This window comes from Oceanobacillus zhaokaii, from assembly GCF_003352005.1.
In the GTDB taxonomy this organism is placed as follows: domain Bacteria; phylum Bacillota; class Bacilli; order Bacillales; family Amphibacillaceae; genus Oceanobacillus; species Oceanobacillus zhaokaii.
The window spans coordinates 1,387,825-1,407,107 of the sequence record NZ_CP024848.1 but is presented as its reverse complement, the minus strand read 5'-3'; the positions used below and the strand labels follow the sequence as shown (position 1 = coordinate 1,407,107).

The 19,283-nt window shown below is 36.4% G+C and carries 18 protein-coding genes; 2 read left to right on the top strand and 16 right to left on the bottom strand.

Annotation, left to right across the window (positions count from 1 at the left end; translation table 11 throughout):
• Positions 1 to 54: 54 nt before the first annotated feature.
• The 3 genes from CUC15_RS07075 to CUC15_RS07065 all read right to left on the bottom strand — a co-directional run bounded on the left by CUC15_RS07075 (position 55) and on the right by CUC15_RS07065 (position 1,835).
• On the bottom strand, positions 55 to 714 hold the full coding sequence (locus tag CUC15_RS07075) for a hypothetical protein (protein ID WP_114915982.1): 660 nt from the start codon (positions 712 to 714) through the stop codon (positions 55 to 57).
• A gap of 141 nt (positions 715 to 855) precedes the next feature.
• Complete coding sequence (locus CUC15_RS07070; RefSeq protein WP_114915981.1) at positions 856 to 1,149, bottom strand: AzlD domain-containing protein; 294 nt, start codon at positions 1,147 to 1,149, stop codon at positions 856 to 858.
• Positions 1,149 to 1,835, bottom strand: a complete 687-nt coding sequence (locus tag CUC15_RS07065) for an AzlC family ABC transporter permease (protein ID WP_114918404.1) — start codon at positions 1,833 to 1,835, stop codon at positions 1,149 to 1,151. The genes CUC15_RS07070 and CUC15_RS07065 overlap by 1 nt, the downstream gene beginning before the upstream one ends.
• 519 nt (positions 1,836 to 2,354) lie before the next feature.
• Between CUC15_RS07065 and nhaC the strand changes: the two genes are divergently transcribed.
• Positions 2,355 to 3,722 (top strand): Na+/H+ antiporter NhaC, encoded by a 1,368-nt coding sequence (nhaC, locus tag CUC15_RS07060; protein WP_114915980.1) that lies wholly within the window; start codon positions 2,355 to 2,357, stop codon positions 3,720 to 3,722.
• Between the two features lie 111 nt (positions 3,723 to 3,833).
• Here the strand turns inward: nhaC and map are convergent, their stop codons facing one another.
• From map to CUC15_RS07025, 7 genes are all read right to left on the bottom strand, one after another.
• Positions 3,834 to 4,592 carry a type I methionyl aminopeptidase gene (gene map, locus CUC15_RS07055; protein ID WP_114915979.1) on the bottom strand — a complete coding sequence of 253 codons (759 nt, stop codon included), beginning with the start codon at positions 4,590 to 4,592 and terminating at the stop codon, positions 3,834 to 3,836.
• A 312-nt stretch (positions 4,593 to 4,904) separates the two neighbouring features.
• Positions 4,905 to 5,027, bottom strand: a complete 123-nt coding sequence (locus CUC15_RS07050) for a YjcZ family sporulation protein (protein WP_114915978.1) — start codon at positions 5,025 to 5,027, stop codon at positions 4,905 to 4,907.
• A gap of 108 nt (positions 5,028 to 5,135) precedes the next feature.
• Positions 5,136 to 6,503, bottom strand: coding sequence for a dipeptidase (locus CUC15_RS07045; protein ID WP_114915977.1), 1,368 nt, complete (start codon positions 6,501 to 6,503; stop codon positions 5,136 to 5,138).
• A 352-nt stretch (positions 6,504 to 6,855) separates the two neighbouring features.
• The gene (locus CUC15_RS07040; protein ID WP_114915976.1) at positions 6,856 to 7,989 is read right to left on the bottom strand and encodes a bifunctional cystathionine gamma-lyase/homocysteine desulfhydrase; all 1,134 of its coding nucleotides are present in this window, start codon (positions 7,987 to 7,989) and stop codon (positions 6,856 to 6,858) included.
• A gap of 19 nt (positions 7,990 to 8,008) precedes the next feature.
• Positions 8,009 to 8,923 carry a PLP-dependent cysteine synthase family protein gene (locus tag CUC15_RS07035; RefSeq protein WP_114915975.1) on the bottom strand — a complete coding sequence of 305 codons (915 nt, stop codon included), beginning with the start codon at positions 8,921 to 8,923 and terminating at the stop codon, positions 8,009 to 8,011.
• Between the two features lie 32 nt (positions 8,924 to 8,955).
• On the bottom strand, positions 8,956 to 9,600 hold the full coding sequence (locus CUC15_RS07030; protein WP_114915974.1) for a class I SAM-dependent methyltransferase: 645 nt from the start codon (positions 9,598 to 9,600) through the stop codon (positions 8,956 to 8,958).
• Positions 9,601 to 9,857: 257 nt separating this feature from the next.
• Positions 9,858 to 10,556 (bottom strand): YhcN/YlaJ family sporulation lipoprotein, encoded by a 699-nt coding sequence (locus CUC15_RS07025; RefSeq protein ID WP_114915973.1) that lies wholly within the window; start codon positions 10,554 to 10,556, stop codon positions 9,858 to 9,860.
• A gap of 203 nt (positions 10,557 to 10,759) precedes the next feature.
• On the opposite strand from CUC15_RS07025, the gene CUC15_RS07020 reads away from it, so the two are divergent.
• Complete coding sequence (locus tag CUC15_RS07020) at positions 10,760 to 10,993, top strand: YhdB family protein (RefSeq protein WP_114915972.1); 234 nt, start codon at positions 10,760 to 10,762, stop codon at positions 10,991 to 10,993.
• Between the two features lie 38 nt (positions 10,994 to 11,031).
• On the opposite strand, the gene CUC15_RS07015 is transcribed toward CUC15_RS07020, so the two are convergent.
• The 6 genes from CUC15_RS07015 to CUC15_RS06990 form a co-directional block, all read right to left on the bottom strand.
• Entirely contained in the window at positions 11,032 to 12,234 is a 1,203-nt protein-coding gene (locus tag CUC15_RS07015) for an anti-sigma-I factor RsgI family protein (protein WP_114915971.1), read from the bottom strand.
• Positions 12,231 to 12,962 (bottom strand): RNA polymerase sigma factor SigI, encoded by a 732-nt coding sequence (gene sigI / locus CUC15_RS07010; RefSeq protein ID WP_114915970.1) that lies wholly within the window; start codon positions 12,960 to 12,962, stop codon positions 12,231 to 12,233. Before sigI ends, CUC15_RS07015 begins: the two co-directional genes overlap by 4 nt.
• Positions 12,963 to 13,355: 393 nt before the next feature.
• Positions 13,356 to 14,078, bottom strand: coding sequence for a PRC-barrel domain-containing protein (locus CUC15_RS07005; RefSeq protein WP_114915969.1), 723 nt, complete (start codon positions 14,076 to 14,078; stop codon positions 13,356 to 13,358).
• Between the two features lie 532 nt (positions 14,079 to 14,610).
• Positions 14,611 to 15,435 (bottom strand): S1C family serine protease, encoded by an 825-nt coding sequence (locus tag CUC15_RS07000; protein WP_114915968.1) that lies wholly within the window; start codon positions 15,433 to 15,435, stop codon positions 14,611 to 14,613.
• A gap of 24 nt (positions 15,436 to 15,459) precedes the next feature.
• The gene (locus CUC15_RS06995) at positions 15,460 to 17,490 is read right to left on the bottom strand and encodes an ABC transporter ATP-binding protein (RefSeq protein WP_114915967.1); all 2,031 of its coding nucleotides are present in this window, start codon (positions 17,488 to 17,490) and stop codon (positions 15,460 to 15,462) included.
• Entirely contained in the window at positions 17,487 to 19,238 is a 1,752-nt protein-coding gene (locus tag CUC15_RS06990; protein WP_114915966.1) for an ABC transporter ATP-binding protein, read from the bottom strand. Before CUC15_RS06990 ends, CUC15_RS06995 begins: the two co-directional genes overlap by 4 nt.
• Between the last annotated feature and the right edge of the window lie 45 nt (positions 19,239 to 19,283).

Here is a 19,283-nt window from a genome sequence, read left to right as displayed (position 1 = left end):
TTATTAACTGCCTAGAAAAAGCTGCTCAACATTCTGAGCAGCCTCTTCCCTTACTTATTGCATATATTCATCTATCCCACTTATGGAATCCATATGACTTGCAATCATAGCAATCAATGTACTTGCTTCTTCCTTGCTGAACTTAATAATGGTTTCATCTTTAACCAATTCCTCATCATTTGTCCATGAACGGTTTATTCGTTTGATTACACCTTCACCCGTATCCTCTGTAATGCCGAATTGGTAAGATACTTCTACTTCATTTTCTTTATAATAAGCAGTCACCTCTGGTGTTTCCCATTCAACATCAATTTCCTCTAATAATAATTCGTCCTCGACCTCATCCAGACCTTCAAAATCTGTTCCATCATCTATTATTTCCACTTCGGAAATAGCGTCCTCATCTTCCATGTACTCATGGAAGCATTGGTGAACTGCATCAATAATATCCTCTATATCCTCAAGCAATACCTTGCTAATATGGCCATACTCTGGGTCGACTGTCTGGATATAAAATTCCTCATTATGCGGATCGAAGAAAAGGGAGCAGAAATAATCTCGGTCATCTTTTTCGTTATCCGTAAAGAAATCTATTCTCGGATGCTTAGCCCCTCGTTCTATTAACATTCTGCCATTTTCATCATATTTCTCACAAATTGAATTCAGGCTATCCTGCAACTCACCACATACTCTGTCAAACCACTCTAAGTGCATAATAGGTTCCCACCTTTCAATGTATTCTTCATTAGTATGGCCTATTCGCGGGTTTTCTCTCCTTATTATTCTTTTTTTTTGAGAGGAAAATGTCTGAAAGTTTCATTAAGTAACAAATTATCTATCTCCTCTTTATTTCTCTCACAACGTTAATAAAAATACAGTTAATATTGCACCAATAACAACAAACACCACATTTAATCCTAGAGATGCGATAATAATTGCAACAAGCCCCCCAACAATCCCAATAATTTGTTCGTTTGGAACGACAAATAATATTCCCGGGAATATTAATGCCCCTAATGCAGCATAAGGAATTGCCCCTAACCATCGATTCACCCATGGTTTAAATTGCAGCTTCTCTACTACAAAGGCCGGAATAATTCTCGGTATTATCGTAACGAGTGACATCCCTAAAATAATTAGCAGTATCATCATTCATCCTCCTTCAACAAAATAATACCACTCATTCCACCTATGACCGTACCAAGTACAATTGCCCAACCAGTGCTAAAGCCAATCTGGATACAAAGCACATTGATTAACATTGATAAAATAGCGATTAGGCCAACTTTGATATTTTTTTTAACTGATGGAACTAATAAACCGATAAACATCGCATAGAGCGCAATTCCCATACTTTGACTCAGATTTTCTGGGATTACATCACCAAGGATCCCCCCCAATATGGATCCAACAAACCATGACAAATATGCAATTATAAATATCATTGCATAGAAAAGAACACCGTTTTCCTTCTTTCCTTCATCTGGATTCATTGCTGATACTGCAAAGGATTCATCCGTTAACCCAAGACCTAGCGGTAGTTTCCATCTTAATGCTATACCACGTACTTGATTCATAAATGACAAACTCATCACAAAATGGCGAAAATTCAATACAAAGGTTGCAATCACAATTTCTGCTATCCCCGTACCAACCGCTATCATATTAACCGCCATGAATTGCGCTGCACCTGCATATACCATTAGACTCATTAAGCCAATTTCAAGCAAAGTCATCCCAGCTTGCTTCGCTAAAACACCATATGTAATCGCCACTGGTAAGTACCCTAGCATAATTGGAAATCCAGTGATAATCCCTCTTTGGGCCATATGCATAGCATTGGTTTTTCCTTTACTCTTTAAAGCATTTCCTTCCACTGCCTGGCCTCCCTTCTTTGCATAAAAATTAAACTCATTATAACGAAATATTTGATAATTGAATAGATATTGGTATTAGAAAACTTGTCATTTGCCAAGCCTTTAGGGGAATGCCTTAGTTGCACTTATGCAGAAAGAAATACGGTTATACTTTCTTTACTGCAAAAAAATAACCTGTTGACAAATGAGATGTTGTGGTTGTATAGTCTATACTAACATATAATTGCATAATGAAATCCAAGAATGCTAAGTAGATTATTTTTGAGCAGTAATAGAGACAAAGCGGCTGGTGAAAGCTTTGGCAGAACATAGTTGAATTACACATTTTGTTTAATGGGTTGTATCAATAAGTGGATGAAATAATTTAATTATTATTTTATCAACTAGGGTGGTAACGCGGAGTTAGGCTTCGTCCCTTTTCACAGGGACGGAGCCTTTTTTATGTCACAGAGATCAAATTTTAAAGGAGGAGCATTCATGTTTCCAATCACACCAAGACATAATCCAAGATTAAGTGAATCGTTAATTTTCTTTTTCATCATTGTAGGTTTAATTAGTTACTTTATTATCGGATTGGAAACTGTTCCACATATCCCGATATTACTAGGAATCCTCCTATTAATTGCATATGGCATCATTCGTCGAATCTCGTTTAAATCATTAGAAGGTGCTATGATTGCTGGTGCTAGTTCTGGAATGGGAGCTATATTTCTATTTTTCCTCATCGGTGTACTCATTAGTAGCTGGATGATTAGTGGCACAGTTCCTGCATTAATTAATACTGGTTTTTCTCTTATTAGTGGAACTTGGTTTTACGGTATCGTTTTTGCTACTACAGCGATTATAGGGGTTTCACTTGGTAGCTCGTTGACAACTACTGCAACGGTTGGAGTTGCATTTATTGGGATAGCAAGTGCAATGGATGCTTCACTAGTTATTACTGCTGGTGCAATTGTATCAGGTGCATTTTTCGGTGATAAAATGTCACCACTGTCCGATACAACAAGTCTTGCATCTAATATTGTCGGGGTTGATTTATTTGAACATATTAAGCATATTAGTTTGACTACTATTCCTGCATTTATTATTTCGTTTATCATTTATGTCATCTTATCCCCAGATCAGACGGCATCACCACAAAATGTACTGGAATATCAGGATGCATTGCTTTCAACCAATTTAATTAGTTGGACATCATGGATACCATTGCTCATTCTTGTTTGTTGTACAATTTTCAAGCTATCTGGCTTTATCTCGCTGGCAATCAGTAGCTTGTCTGCAACCGTACTAGCGTGGGTTGTTAATGATTTTAGCTGGTCAGAAATCTGGTCGATTTGGTTTAATGGCTATGTTGGCAGAACAAGCTTTGAACCAGTTAATGAGCTGCTGACCAAAGGTGGCATTAGCAGTATGTTCTTCACTATCTCACTTGTATTGTTAGCACTTGGTTTCGGGGGGCTATTATTTGTTACAGGAATAATCCCCAGTATTCTGTCTTCGTTCCAGGAGAAGCTAAGAAAGATTCGATCAATTATTATTTCAACGGCAGCAACAGCGATTGGAATTAATGTATTGATTGGAGAACAATATTTATCGATTTTATTAACTGGTGAAACGTATAAAGGAATTTATGAAAAGGCCGGACTTCCAAATAAAGTGTTGTCACGAACCTTAGAGGATGCGGGAACCGTTATTAATCCGCTTGTTCCTTGGAGTGTTTGTGGCGTATTCATTGCTGATGTCTTGGGTGTTGCAGTGCTGGATTATTTACCATTTGCTTTCTTCTGCTTATTGAGTCCTATCATTACAATTTTATTTGGCGGACGAAAAGTTAGCAGTAAATAATTACTCATTTTTGAACAACGATTAACATATCTGGAAAGTAAAAGACTAATCATAGTTCTAAAAAAGGAGGCTATCTTACTCGAATAAGATAGCCTCTTTTATCTATGTTTTTTAATCTCTGCTGTCCTGATCGGTTATGATTAATGGACCATCTTTTGTTATTGCAATTTGATGTTCATATTGAGCGGATCGTCCTTTATCAATCGTTCTTGCTGTCCAACCGTTATCGTCCATTTTACTTCCCCATGCACCTTCATTTATCATCGGTTCAATGGTGATCACCATACCCTCTTTTAGGCGCAATCCTTTATTTGGTAAGCCATAATGAGGAATATGTGGGTCTTCATGAATTGTCGGTCCGATTCCATGACCAGTGAAGTCACGAACAACAGAAAAGCCTTCACCCTCAGCATATGTTTGTATCGCGTGACCAATATCACCAATGCGATTGCCTACTTGCGCTTGCTCAATCCCTTTATAAAGCGATTCTTTCGTAACTTCCATTAATCGCTTACCAGCTTCATCAATTTCACCAACTGCATATGTCCACGCAGAGTCTGCAAGACCACCATGTAAGTTAACAACAATATCAATGGTTACCAAATCGCCATCCTTTAGTTGTTCATCACGTGGAAAGCCGTGGCATATTTCATCGTTAATCGATGCACAAATAGAACCAGGAAAACCGTTATAGCCTTTTTGTTCTGGCGTCGCATCATGCTTCGCTAAAAAATCTTCAACAAATGCATCGATTTCCATTGTTGTGATCCCGGGTTTAATCATTTTTGCAATTTCTTTATGACATTTTACAAGAACTTTTCCTGCTGCTAGCATTTGGTCAATCTCACGTTTACTCTTTCGTGTAATCATCTAATTTCTTCCTTTCTATTGCTTAGTAACTAAGGTCAAGCTTTTCGGTGAAAGCCTTAGTTGCACTTATGCAGTAAGAAAGTCGTTATACTTTCTTAGCTACCAAAATTCATACCCTTTATACTATGTCCATTTCATTATTTCATTAATAGCCACCCTTAAGTTTATCATATTTTTTCCATTTTATGTTATGCGGATAGAGAGTGAGAAACGGTAATGAATCATCACTTCTTATGTATACGCATCAATTAGTTAGAATTATTACCATATAAAAGATGCAGTAGGGTCTCCCCACTGCATCTTTATTACATATTAGTAATATCCGCCGTAACCACCTGTATAAGCAGTTCCAATGATAATTAACAAAATAAACAATACAACTAAAAGCGCAAATCCACCTGAACCGTAACCTACTACTCCACCATCTCTACCCATTACATTCCCTCCTTATTCTCAAGGCTACTTTACTCTATTCCAACAAGTGGGAAATGGGAAGGGCGTTTTACTCATATTTTTATCCGTGACACATTTTACGTAGTTTTATTATTTATTTACCATTTCCCAGTAATACACTAATGTTTCCATGCCTTTGTCAAAGCTATCTAATGGGAAGCTCTCATTTGGTGAATGCAAGCGATCCTCTGGTGTACCAAAGCCTAATAATACGATAGGAATATTATAAATTGCTTCAATCCACTCCACTACAGGAATGGAACCGCCCATGCGTATAAAAATCGTATCCTTACCAAATGCTTTCGTATAGCTCTCAGCTGCTCTTATAATTAATGGATGGTTCGGCTCCACTTTATATGCCTTTGAAGAAAGCTTTTCCTTCTTCACTTCAACCATTACTCCTGCTGGTGCAACTTTATTCACATGTGCTTCAAGTAAGTCCTGAATTTTCTCAGGATCTTGTCCTGGGACAAGCCTGCACGTTATTTTTGCTGTTGCCGACGATGGAATAATCGTTTTCGTCCCTTCTCCTTGATATCCACCATAAATACCATTTATTTCAAATGTAGGACGTCCCATTGTGTGCTCTTTCGCTGTGTATCCCTTTTCAGATACAGTTGAAGGTGCACCAGTAGAAGCAACAAAATCTTCACCAGGCGCTTGCTCCATTAATTTTCTTTCAGCATCTGTAAGCGGCTCTACATCATCATAAAAACCATCAACAGTAATCACTTCATCTTCATTCTTCATAGATGCGAGGATATGGTTTAAAGCCATGATAGGGTTACGAATTGCACCACCGTACATACCGGAATGCAGGTCATGGTCCGGACCTGTAACCGTTATTTCTATACCTGTAAAGCCTTTTAATCCATAAAGAATTGTTGGTTGATTCGTTTCAGCCATACCTGAATCAGAAATTACTGCAAAGTCAGCCTCAAATTGCTCTTTCTTATCCTGCAATATTTCGTATAAATTCTCACTGCCGATTTCTTCTTCCCCTTCAATACAAACCTTTACATTAAGTGGAAGCTTTCCTTCCGTTTTCATATATGCTTCAAATACGGCAAGATGCATAAATACTTGACCTTTATCATCGCTAGTTCCACGACCATAAAGTCTGCCATCTCTTACTTCCGGTTTAAATGGATCGCTAATCCACTCGTTAATTGGGTCTGTGGGCTGCACGTCATAATGACCATAGAATAAAACAGTCGGTGCCTCTGGTCCCGCCTGATTATATTCTGCATATACGAGAGGATGTCCAGCTGTTTCTTGCTTTTCTACATTCTCAAAACCAATAGCATTTAAATATGTAACAATAAAATCCGCTGCTGCTTGTACATCTTTCTTATACTCACTGTCTGTACTAATACTTGGTATCGATAGAAATCCATTTAGTTTCTCCAATAAATTCTCTCTATTTTCTTTAAGATATGCTAATGCTTTTTCACTCATATAATCTTCCTCCAATTAGAACTGTATTTACGTTTCCCTTATTTAGATTGTAACGTGATGTCCAGCTTCACTATTGTATTTTGTTTTTAGTATAGCATAAAGTGAAAGCGTCATTCAGAATGGAGATTCTAATGATGCAACATCATGCTTTCTTAAGTCATAATGCTAGTCTAATTATTCTATAGTGTGCTTGCTCGACTTAGCGCTTCTGCAGCTCGGTTCTAAGTGCGTGCTTGATCTTACGCTTATGTATCTCGTTCTAGTTCTTATGGTTGATGCCATTTTTTAATTTATTAATGCAAAAGACAAATGAAAGAGGACAGCTTATTATAGCCATCCTCTACTCTATTATTTATCGTAGTGCCTGCTCTAAATCTTCAATTAAATCATCTGCATCCTCAATCCCGACAGATACACGAATTAAGCCATCGGTAATTCCGAGTTCTTGTCTTCTATCTGCTGGTATTGATGCATGGGTCATTTTTGCTGGAACAGAAATTAGACTTTCGACAGCTCCAAGACTTTCTGCAAGGGTAAAGTATTTCACTTTTTCAAGTACTTGTTCTGCAGTCTTCTCACTGCCAACATCGAAGGAAATCATTCCGCCAAATCCAGTGGCCTGTTTCCCTGCAAGCTCATGACCTGGATGATTTGGAAGTCCAGGGTAATAAATAGTGGAAACTTTCTCATGCCCCTGTAAAAAATCAACGATCTTCTTAGTATTTGCTTCAATTGCTTCCATTCTCAATGCCAATGTCTTAATACCTCGCATTAACAGCCAAGAATCTTGTGGCCCTAGTACAGCTCCAACGGAATTTTGGATAAAGTGAACTTTTTCAGCTAACTCTTTCGTTTTAACAACTACTAAACCTGAAACAACATCACTATGACCACCAATGTATTTCGTTGCACTATGCAGAACAATATCTGCACCATGATCTATAGGCTGCTGCCAATATGGCGTAGCGAATGTATTATCGACGATTAATAATAGTTCATGCTTCTTCGCGATTTCTGCCATCTTTTTTAAATCGGTTATTTTCAATAATGGGTTTGTTGGTGTTTCAATATAAATTGCCTTTGTATTTTCTTGAATTGCCGCTTCTACAGATTGAGGATTACTCGTATCAACAAATGTATGGTCAAGATTAAATCGATTTAATACCTTTGTCATCAATCGGTAAGATCCGCCATAAACATCATCAGTCATTACAACATGGTCACCCGCATCAAATAGCATCATTATCGATGTAATTGCAGCCATCCCTGATCCGAAAGCAAATCCCGCTTCACCATTTTCCAAATTCGCTATTACAGTTTCAAGTGCATGTCTTGTCGGGTTACCTGTACGTGAATATTCATACCCTCGATGATTACCAACTCCATCCTGTTTATACGTACTTACTTGATAAATTGGTACCGAAACTGCACCTGTATTTTCATCATTCGTAATTCCACCATGGATAATCTTCGTCTTTGCTCGCATCTTAAATTCCCTCCACTTTTTATCTGTATATATTTTTACTTAAATAACGATCACTGCCATCAGGAAGAACCGTTACAACTGTAGTCCCTGGTTTCGCCTTCCTAGCCTCTTGCAATGCAGCAAACATTGCAGAACCAGAAGAACTGCCTACAAGTAATCCTTCTTTTCTTGCTAGATCCTTTACAACACCAAATGCATCATCATCTGTAACAGTGTAAATGCCATCAAATAAAGCTTGGTCTACAAAGTCTGGAATGAATTCCATACCAATCCCCTCTGTTCGATGTGGACCTGCCTTTCCCCCAGCAATTATCGAACCCTCTGGTTCAACGATGACTGTTTGTATAGCTGGATTTTTTTCCTTCAAAAATGTAGCTGTACCTGTAAATGTACCACCCGAACCAGCACCAGCAACAAAAATATCGATTTTCCCAGCTAAATCATTCCAAATTTCTGGTCCAAGGGTTTTATAATATGTTCTCGGATTTGCTGCATTTGAAAATTGCTGTGGTGAAAAACTGTTCGGTATCTCCTGAAGCAGCTGCTCTGTTCTCTCAATCGCCCCGACCATACCAGTATCTTGTGGTGTATGCACAATTGTCGCACCCAGTGCTTTCATGATCTGTTGCTTTTCCAAACTAAATTGCTCAGGTACACAAAACATAACATTTATATTCTTATCCAATGCTGCCAATGCTAAGCCTATCCCCGTATTACCAGCTGTTGGCTCAATAATCGTTCCACCTTCTTTTAGCTTACCACTCGCTAATGCATCATTGATTAGTTCTACACCAAGTCGGTCCTTCACACTCCCACCAGGATTTAAATATTCGAGTTTTGCAAAAAGTCGAACTCCCGTTGGAAGTGAGAATTTTGTTATCTCCAGTAATGGGGTATTACCGATTAGCTCCTGTACCGAGTTATATGTGACCATTCCTTATCCCCTCTTTACATCTTTAAAAGGTTTCATTCTTTATTTTTTATTGCAGTAATAATCCAAACAAAATGATTCATCTGTTTAAATTCTATATCAAAACCGTTTGTAGTAAATATATCCTCTAATGTATCAATAATTGGGTAGTATTCTCGTTGTAAATCCTCTGCTAATGCAGAAAATCCTTTTTCTTTAGCACTATCAATCATTGCTTGCTTCTCTATTTCCGAGGCAAACATTGTGTCTCCAAAAACAATTTTACCATTTTCTTTGAGAATTTCCTTAAATTGCTTCACTGCAATCGCCTTTTCATCATCTGTTAAATGGTGAAAAGCATATGTGCTCACGATTGTGTTGACTGGTGTATCAGAAACTGGGTATGTTAGAAAATCTCCCTCTAATACCGTTAGCTCAGGATGCTTTTCTTTAGCAATATCAAGCATTGCTTGCGATGGCTCAATTCCAATAACATCTAAGCCTGCTTGCAGTAATTTTTCAGATAAATTACCTGTGCCAACACCAAATTCAAGAACAGTACCTGTTGAACGAGCTGTAACTTCATTTAATATTCCTTCATAGTTGGCGAATACAGCAGCATATTGTGGGTCTTGACCTGCTACACTTTCATCATAATCCTTTGCCCACTCTTCAAATATCTCAATAAATTCTCGTCCCATTCCATTTCAACTCCATTCATTATTAACCACATTAAATAGCTTTGATTAATAAGAATTATATGTAATACAATATCATATGTTCCTGTTTTTGACTATAGATATCCTCTATTTTGTTAGGTATTTATTGGGACCATGACTTAGCCTATTCTAGGAAGTACATTTGTGTCTCTTGATGCAATTCAAATTTTCCAGCAGCCCCCTTCTAACTAAAAAATTATTAAAAAAGAGCACTCCCAATCTGAGAGCACTCTTTCCTTTTATCGTGTATGATTAGGAAATATTCGTTGAACCATATTACCAAATTGATTAAAGAATCCTTCAACAGGATGTCCATTTCTTACATCTTGTGCATAATTATGCGTTAAGTCAAAGAAATCTGGATTAGCTGAGACATATACATTGTCAATATTTTTATCAACAGATTTAACGATTCTGCTTATTTCATGCTTTACATCATCTGTCAATTCGTCATCATTACGATTATTACGATTGTCATTGTTGTTATTATTATTGTTATTATTATTGTTATTATTATTGTTATTATTGTTGTTATTGTTGTTGCCATTGTTATCATTATCTAAACCTACAGCAACATAGGCATTATTATCTGTTGTCAATACATGCGCTTGATCGACATCTTTGACTTCTCTAATGATTCTATCTGCTGCTTCTTTTGATACTTGGTAGTGATTTTCATTACCATTATTGTTATTGTTATTGTTTTCATCTGTACGATTATTTATATTTCGATAATAATCATCGTTCATACGATTACGATCACCATCCGTATAGTTTCGTACATTGGTCATTCCTTCTCCAGCATTATTATAAAATCTTGTCTTCTCTACATTATTCCCATCCCTGTCCATTGCGCCTTGATCTGTTCCATTTGTATTTCCGCAACCAACTAATGTCAAAGCAATTACAGCAACTGCACTGTATGTTTTTAATTTCATTATTGTATTTCCTCCTTAAGCGTTTGCTAGTAGTATGTTTCTCGGGCACAATTTTATTCTTGGTTTTGCACAGCCTTTTATTGGAAATCACACCAACTTTGCTACTGACATTTAATATAGAAAAAGGGGATAATATAACTTGTAAGCAATTGAAATATTGAAAGGAAAGGATCTTAACCCTTACATTTAAGGAGGGGGATAAAATGGTTCCAGATTATGACAAAGCACTGTATTTCACGCTTTGGGGGCAGTGGGATGATTTACTCGTACTCATGGTCCGCACCAATGATGATATATTATCAAAAAAGATTCATCATTTTCTACACGCCTACAATTACTCTTTAGATGAGCAAAAGATTATCGAATCTCATGACAATCTTCTTTACTATATAGACCATGCAATGAAGCATATTCCTTCATTAACAATGGAAATATAAAAAAGTGGCGAAGCTCCTTTTATTGGGAGCTTTGCCACTTAATTTTTATTATTATCGTTATGATGATGGTCATTTTCGTTATTCTTTTCATCATATTGCTTATTTTTATGTTTATCTATATTTACCTTGTTATTCTGGTTCTTTTTTTCATGTTTCTCTTTATGCTTTTTGGAATCTTGATGGTTAGGCTGATTATTCTTTTTCTCTTGCTTTACTTTCATATCCTTGTTTTGATTCGATTGATCATTTTGATTTGCGTTTGGTTTGTCCTTCGACTTCTGTTCTTTTACTTTATTATTATTAAGACTATTATGATTTGCATTTGAATTATGCTTAATTTCGTAATTAGGAATAGGTTTCTCCTTTTCCTCTTTTGCTTTTTCCCCAGTGGCCTTGACCTTAAATTCTCTATTCTCCGCATCTATTTCTATATCTGTTGATGGAGTCTTTTCTTCAATATGCACCTGCTCTTTTTCTTCAGCCGCTTCGATAAGTTTTGGATTTTTGTCTTTTTGCTCATTATGATAGAAGGAGTTAATAATCATTTTTTCTTTTTCATCGATTATTGCTTCATCTACATTACTTTCATTCATGGTTTCCGACATTGCCTTATTCATTGAGATATTATTTACGAGTGCTTCATCCCTAACATTCTTTGGAACAATAAAAGTTGCAATGTTCCAATCTGAGACATCTTCATCGGAAAATTGGTGTAGATTTTCTGAAAATGTTTGATCCGCATTTTCATCAACAAAACTAATACCTACCAGCATATTCTTTTCATCATTAATAAGGCCCGTCTGCTCACTCTTACTCATAATCCTATCAATAATGATTTCAAGTTTCTCATCTTTAACATTTTCTAATTGCTCCACAATGGTCTCTGCATCCTTATTCAGCGGCCGAATATTTTGAACATGATATTGACCATCAACTTCCAATTCGATGCTTGGGTTAATGTCGATCATAACATATGCAAACGTTTCGTTATTGCCAGGAATTAAATAGAATGGAAGCATGAGTAATAATATTATACTTACCATGGGGAGTAATTTCATCGGAGAATTAAATTTACTTAAATGAAAATTAGGCTTACGTTGCTTTGATTTTAATGGCCGGTATTGAACCTCTTCTCCGATTTTAGGATTTTTGACCAAAGCAATACCTTTTTCGAATTCTCCTTCTTCCGTCATGAGTATAATAAATTGTTGATGCCTTTCCATTACGATTCCTTTTTTCACTCACCCACACCCTTAAGATAATCCTTTAAGTAATGATAATCTTCACTTAAAATAATAAAAATTGCTAGTATAAACTTTCTGTTCCGTTCCAATGTTTTCTTACTAACTTCTACCTTATTTACTAAGTCTTTAATCGGCAGTTTCTTTTTCTCATAAACGAATTCACTTAATTCACGATTTTCATGGAGAATTCTCGCAACCTTAACAGCAGATTCCCTTGCATCTCTATGCTTTGGTGAAACCTTCGTAAGTTCCGAAAATGTTAATTTGTATTTACTTAGCTTTTCTTTATATTCTAAAATTTCTTCCCTACGGCGTATATTGTCTTGCTCTTCTTGATACACTTCTTTTGCTACAACAACTTCAATCGAATTTTCCGCCTGTTCCTCATCGAACTTCTCGTCTAATGATATGGAATGTGGCCTTCTACTATTATGGCGAATATAATCAATGATCTTTCGTTTGATTACAATTTTTGCAAACGACAGGAATGAACATCCACGAGTAGCTGAATAAGAAAATATTGCTTCATTAAATGCGGATAGACCAATGCTATATTCATCATCACGCTTCGGATCAATATATCGTTTGCAAACTTCAGAAGCACATTTAGCAATAAAAGGCTGATAAGCCCTCAATAAATAATTCTGAACGTTTGTATCACCATTTTGAACTGATTCAACCATTTCTTCAAGGGGGATTTCTTCTAATAGGCTACTTGCTAGCATTCGCTTCTACCCCCGAACATTATATATTTCGTCTTAGCATGAGTGTTTTTGGGTGTATGTTTACTATCTTGTTTAAACTTTTTAACTTTCATAAATCCACCATCTCTATTTTTTATTCATATGGTTCTGCTCTATGTATTGACATACTTCAATTTATTCATTATACGCTTAATCTTATCCTACTAAGGTATCTGTTGCTATCTCAAATCAATTACAATTCGTTTAAATATCAATGACTGATTGAAAAGAGATTGTAATATATTACAATAGCGAAAAACGTCAATTTGACAATTTTACCTACAGAAAGCATATAAATATAAATTGTTTAATTTCTTATAATTGAAACGCAAAACTAGGTCCCCTGCATCTTCTAGATTGCAAGGGACTGATTTTTTATGAATGAATGGTATTTAAAATTTCCTCTTTATTATCGAATATTTTATTCGTATCTAGTGTTTCTGAGGTATCATTAACATAAATACCTTTTTCCAACCATTCAATAGAATTGATATCATCAATACGATAAACTTGATATTTCGGTCCAATAAAATGTGTACTCCGAACAGCCAGATATCGGATTTTCCAAACTTCGTCATCAAAAATTAAATCAACAATCTCACCAATACTTCCATCTGTTCCATGAACCTTTAAACCAATCATTTCTTCTTCCGTTCGTAAATCCAGTGTATTGATTTCATCTTGAGTATTGTTATAATATACAGGCTCATCCTCTTGTCTGGCATTTTTAAAACTAGCTAGAGGAATCTTCTCTGCGCTCCAGAGAACTTCGCCAGCCCAGTTTCTGCCCCAACCATAATAATCAAATAGTGAATCTTCTACATCCCTCGTTAAAATTGTATCTTCATGAAGTGGTGGACTGTTTCGAACCATTTCTTTATCATATTCAATTTCAACATTCTCACTTACTTCATTTACCATTACAAAAGAAGCTGGTGACAAAAGCACCTTTCTTCCTGGCAGCCACTTCCTAGTATCTACCACCGCATAGCGAATTTGCCATTTATTGTTATCAAAATACAGTTCCTTTATTTTTCCCATTTCACCGTCTGTTGCTTCTATATTATAAGTTTTTAATTTTGATGTGTAATGTAACATGAATATCGCCTCCAAAGTCGATTACATGTCATATACCCATTATGGATTTTTTTAAACTTATGGTGCATAGAGGATTTTTGCTTTTATAAAAAACAAGCTGTCACCTTGTTTAAAGTAGCAGCTTGTTTCGCTAAAAGCATATAGAAGTTCTCTTATATTTCTAAGTAATTAATGACGATGATTAATTGATACAAAGTGCTAGTATGTGAATTGTGATTTCAGATTTGGACAGTCGTTGCTATTCACAAGTTGCTCCATTCCTTCGCTAAAAATCAATGTTGTTAGTATAAGGGATTCTGTGTTTCTAGATTCTGCATTATCCCCAGCGGAAGAAATACACGAAGACTCCTGCGGGGAGAAGAGCCTATGTGAGACTCTGAAGTGCTTCAGCACATAGAGGCTCACCAGCTCTCCTAAGGTGCCACGAAGTTTATTTCTGGAGCGACAGCCAAGGATGCAAATATCATTCAAAATTGGTTCACACTTTATATATATAAATAGAAATAAAAGATATGAAACGAGAGAAAAATAATCAATCCGAACTATATTGATAATAAAGGCTTATTGGCACAAAGAGCCCTACTCTTCCATAGGTATCATGATTCAATGTAGCGAAGATTATCCCAATAACTTCCCCATCTTGGTTCAAAATTGGACTTCCACTATTTCCTCTATATACTGGTGCTTCTATCATTAAAACTTCTTCATTCCAACTGGCTAATTTTGTATAGCCAATAATTTCACCCTCGTTTGCAATTCCGTTAAATTTTAAGGGATTGCCAATAAATGAGATTGCTTCCCCTGATTCAAAGTCTGGATGACCCGCTAATGACAGATAAGGTAGATTCTTTCCATCCACCTCAATCATTGCTAAATCAATTGTTGGGTAGGTTTCTATTACTTCTGCCTGGAACAAGCCATCATCTGGGAACGCAACCGTAATCGCATTCTTATCTTCTATAACATGATAATTGGTAAGGATCTTGCCGTCTGCGGAAATTGCAAATCCTGTCCCCTTACTATTTTCCGTCTCAATTACGACAACAGCCTTTTTTTGTTGCTGCACGATTTCACTAGTGGATAATATTGCAGAGGTTTTTAGAAATTCTATTGCAGGAATGGAAAAAACTTGAGGAAATAACGCAAAAATATTAAAGAACATTGCAAATGCAATAAGCCAAAACGCCCATTTTGGAAATGGTCGTTTTGGTTTTTGATCTTTTTTGCTTTTTTCTTTTAACAGTACTTTCTGACGTTCCGCTTCGACAAGTTCATATAGCTCTTCATCATCGAATTCCTCATATAAGTCCTCATCTATAATCTCTTGTTTATTACGTTCTTTATCTTTATTATCCATACGCCATGTCACCCCGTGATTGAATCATACAGCAGCTATTATTTTTCCTTGTTGCATCTTATACATTTGATAATATAATCCTTTTTCATGAATAAGCCGCTCATGGTTTCCTTGTTCTTTAATTGTACCATGTTCAAGCACAAAAATAGTATCCGCTTTTTGAATAGTTGATAATCTGTGGGCAATAACGAGAGTTGTTCTCCCCTGTTTTAACACTTCTAACGCACGTTGAATAACCGTTTCTGTTTCCGTATCAATATTCGCTGTTGCTTCATCTAATATTAGAATGGCTGGATCGAAAGCAAGTGCTCGAGCAAACGAGATTAATTGTCTTTCTCCAAGCGAGTATGTCGTTCCACCTTCTGTAACAGCTTCTTCATATGATTTCGGCAGCTTTTCAATGAACGAATCGGCACCAACAGCCTTCAACGCTTCTATCGCTCTCTCCTTCGAAATCTTTGGATCATTCATTGTTACGTTGGAAAGAATTGTTCCAGAGAAAAGAAATGGGTCCTGTAAAACGATTCCCATATAGCTTCGGACCTGCTGCCTCGACCATTCTCTAGTACTATATCCATCAATGGTAATCTTGCCTTTTTGCGGGTCATAAAATCGAAATAATAAATTCATAATGGAACTTTTCCCTGAGCCAGTATGACCAACGAATGCGACCGTCTCCCCTGATTTAATCTCAAAAGATATATCTTTTAAAACATAATCGTCTTCTTTATATGCAAATGAAACATGATTGAAGACAATATTTCCTTGGTATTTATCCACCTTGTCAAGAACAACATCTTCCCCATCTAAATCCATTAATTCGAAGACACGATTCCCTGCTACCCTTGCCTGCTCTAATAAAGGCAATTGATTAACAATATCAGTAACTGGTTCAAATAGTCTTGTAATATAATCTACAAATGCATAGAGCATCCCTATGGAAATAATACTCGTTAAATCTAGAGAAGCCCCTCCATAGTACCAAATAAAGCCAACAAATGTTAAATTTCTAATTACTGTAACTAAGTTATACTGTGTTAGTGCTTGTAATTTCAGTAGCTTTCTTTGAAACCTATAATGACGCTCATTCAAGATTTCAAATTCCTCTTTCGTTTTCTTTTCTCTATTAAACGCTTGAATTATTGGCATTCCTTGAATCGCTTCATTAATATTCCCATTTATTTCACTATTTGTCGCGCGAATTACTGTATTATACTTTGTTCCAAAATACTTATAAACCTTCATCCAAATAAAGAGCAATGGAATAATCGCTAAACACATAACAGCAAGTCGCACATCTAAAATAAAAAGCGCTACGAAAATCCCTACCATATAAACAGCACTGGTAACAATGATGGACAATACCCTTTCATATAAATCACGTATTGCCTCCGTATCATTCGTAATTCTCGCTAATATTGTTCCAGCTGGCTGATCTACAAAGTAATCAATTGGAACACGTTGGGTATGTGCAAATAGATCGTTTCGCATCTTCTTCACAATTTGGTTCGCAGATTTCTGCAATAAGAACGTTTTGAAAAATTGGAAGACCCCAGCAATCAAAATTAACAACATATATAAGCACAATAATAGTAAAATAGGTAACTGTTCAGGCTTGAAAAAAGCTGTTACTTCTGAAAGTGAAAGCTTCTCACCCTCATAAGTCAATATATCGTCTCCTGTGTCTATTGAAATAATACCGTTTTTCGCACTGCGTTTTCCTTCTAATGGTACTTCCTCACTCAGAAAATAATAAGCTGTACCTACTTGGATAAGAGTGACATTATTATTTGTGATTTGTTCTTCTGTAGTTAAACGATCTGTTCGTTGATAAAATGTATCCTCGTATAGCACGGTATCTTGCTGCTCCTCATTAGATACTTCTTGCCAATATCCTTCCACACCAAGAATATGATCATCAATGATTGTTTTTGCAATTAATGGCCCAGCGAGCTCTAATGTTACTGCGATAATTAAACAGACCAATCCAATGATGATTCCCTTTTTAAATTGTAATGCATAATGAAATAATCTTTTCTCTGTTGACGGCTTCATTCGCTCTTCACCTCTCCGTCTTCAAGCTGTTGTGCATAATACTGCTCTTTATACCAACCACCGAGTGAAATTAAAGTCTCATGAGTTCCTTCTTCGATTATTTTGCCATTTTCCAAGACGATAATATGGTCTGCATGGGTAACTGCTGATAACCTATGAGAAGCAATAAAGGTCGTTTTATTTTTACGTTCTGCCCGCAAATGATCAATAATCCTAGCTTCTGTTTTTCCATCAACGGCAGACATTGAATCATCTAGAATTAATATTTCTGGGTCTTTAATAAATGCTCTTGCTAATGCAACACGTTGTTTTTGTCCACCCGATAATGTTATACCTGTTTCACCCACCTGAGTATCAAGTCCCTTTGGCAGCTGTTTTATATCATCCAAGAAATGGGCCAGTTCCATTACCCGATAAATCTCTTCATCTGTAGCGTCCGATTTCCCAAACTGGATATTCTCTCGGATCGTTTTTGAAAACATGATTTGATCTTGTGGTACATAACCAATCCACGATCTGATTTGCTCTAGACTAATATCAGAAAGGCTCACATCAGAAATTTGAATTTGACCCGTTACACCAGCATATTGCCGAAGTAGCAATTTAAATAAAGTTGATTTTCCTGCCCCCGTTTTACCAACAACCCCTATCGTCTGTCCTTTCTTTACGACTAAAGAAAAATCATCCAACTGCTTCATTTCTGTGTCTGGATATGAGAAACACACCTGGGAAAACTTAATGGTGTCCACGTTTTGAATTACTTGAGGGTTTTTAGTGTCCTTCACATCTGCCGCATAGTCTAACGTATCATTAACTCGATCCAATGAGGCATTTCCCCGTTGTAAGATGTTAATTAATTCTCCTACCGCAAACATTGGCCAAATCAACATACCTAGATAAACATTAAATGTAACTAAATCGCCCAAGGTCATAACATTTTCGAAAACGAGGAATGCACCATAACCTAATCCGATGGCATATGACAGTCCTACGAGAATCTTCATCGTCGGTTCAAATAGCGCATCAATTTTTGCAACTTCAATATTCTTGATATAAACATTCTCTGTCATGCTGCTAAATCTATCAGCATCTTGTTTTTCTTGAACAAATGCACGAATTACTCTTACTCCGCGAATGGATTCAAGTACTTCATTATTCATCTCACCAAAAGCGGCTTGTGCCTCGGTAAACCTTGAATGGATTGCAGCCCCATACTTATTCATGACAACTGCCATAATGGGAAGTGGAATTAACGCGGCTATTGTCAGCTGCCAACTGATAGTGAATCCCATCATTATAATAATCATCAGCATAAAAATACTCGAGTCAACTAGGGTTAGTACACCATACCCAGCAGTTAGGTTAATTGCTTTAAGATCATTAGTAGATCTAGCCATTAAATCTCCAGTTCGATATTTCCCATAAAAGGTTGGTGTCATTCTCATAAAATGGTCCATTAGATTACTTCGAACCCATTTTTCCAAAATAACTGCTCCACCGAAAAGTGTATAATCCCATAAAAAAGAGATAGTGTAGTGAACGATGATAAGCGCTAAATACCCTAGAATAATGGCTGTTAGTAACAGTGATGTCAGCGAGTTAAATTGAATATGGTCTATCGTAAAACCTACTAATTTAGGGGGAATAAGCCCAATACCACTTGCCGTTATAAGTGCAATTATTGCAAATGTGTACCGTTTCCAATAATGTTTAAAAAACCAATCTAATTTCTTAAAAACCTGAAACATATAACCACCTTCTTTCTATTTTCCAAAGCATAAAAAAAAAGCACA

Coding starts and splice junctions, on each gene's coding strand:
- CUC15_RS07075 (WP_114915982.1), bottom strand. CDS start 714: ATGCACTTAGAGTGGTTTGACAGAGTATGTGGTGAGTTGCAGGATAGC.
- CUC15_RS07070 (WP_114915981.1), bottom strand. CDS start 1,149: ATGATACTGCTAATTATTTTAGGGATGTCACTCGTTACGATAATACCG.
- CUC15_RS07065 (WP_114918404.1), bottom strand. CDS start 1,835: ATGCATATGGCCCAAAGAGGGATTATCACTGGATTTCCAATTATGCTA.
- nhaC (WP_114915980.1), top strand. CDS start 2,355: ATGTTTCCAATCACACCAAGACATAATCCAAGATTAAGTGAATCGTTA.
- map (WP_114915979.1), bottom strand. CDS start 4,592: ATGATTACACGAAAGAGTAAACGTGAGATTGACCAAATGCTAGCAGCA.
- CUC15_RS07050 (WP_114915978.1), bottom strand. CDS start 5,027: ATGGGTAGAGATGGTGGAGTAGTAGGTTACGGTTCAGGTGGATTTGCG.
- CUC15_RS07045 (WP_114915977.1), bottom strand. CDS start 6,503: ATGAGTGAAAAAGCATTAGCATATCTTAAAGAAAATAGAGAGAATTTA.
- CUC15_RS07040 (WP_114915976.1), bottom strand. CDS start 7,989: ATGCGAGCAAAGACGAAGATTATCCATGGTGGAATTACGAATGATGAA.
- CUC15_RS07035 (WP_114915975.1), bottom strand. CDS start 8,923: ATGGTCACATATAACTCGGTACAGGAGCTAATCGGTAATACCCCATTA.
- CUC15_RS07030 (WP_114915974.1), bottom strand. CDS start 9,600: ATGGGACGAGAATTTATTGAGATATTTGAAGAGTGGGCAAAGGATTAT.
- CUC15_RS07025 (WP_114915973.1), bottom strand. CDS start 10,556: ATGAAATTAAAAACATACAGTGCAGTTGCTGTAATTGCTTTGACATTA.
- CUC15_RS07020 (WP_114915972.1), top strand. CDS start 10,760: ATGGTTCCAGATTATGACAAAGCACTGTATTTCACGCTTTGGGGGCAG.
- sigI (WP_114915970.1), bottom strand. CDS start 12,962: ATGCTAGCAAGTAGCCTATTAGAAGAAATCCCCCTTGAAGAAATGGTT.
- CUC15_RS07005 (WP_114915969.1), bottom strand. CDS start 14,078: ATGTTACATTACACATCAAAATTAAAAACTTATAATATAGAAGCAACA.
- CUC15_RS07000 (WP_114915968.1), bottom strand. CDS start 15,435: ATGGATAATAAAGATAAAGAACGTAATAAACAAGAGATTATAGATGAG.
- CUC15_RS06995 (WP_114915967.1), bottom strand. CDS start 17,490: ATGAAGCCGTCAACAGAGAAAAGATTATTTCATTATGCATTACAATTT.
- CUC15_RS06990 (WP_114915966.1), bottom strand. CDS start 19,238: ATGTTTCAGGTTTTTAAGAAATTAGATTGGTTTTTTAAACATTATTGG.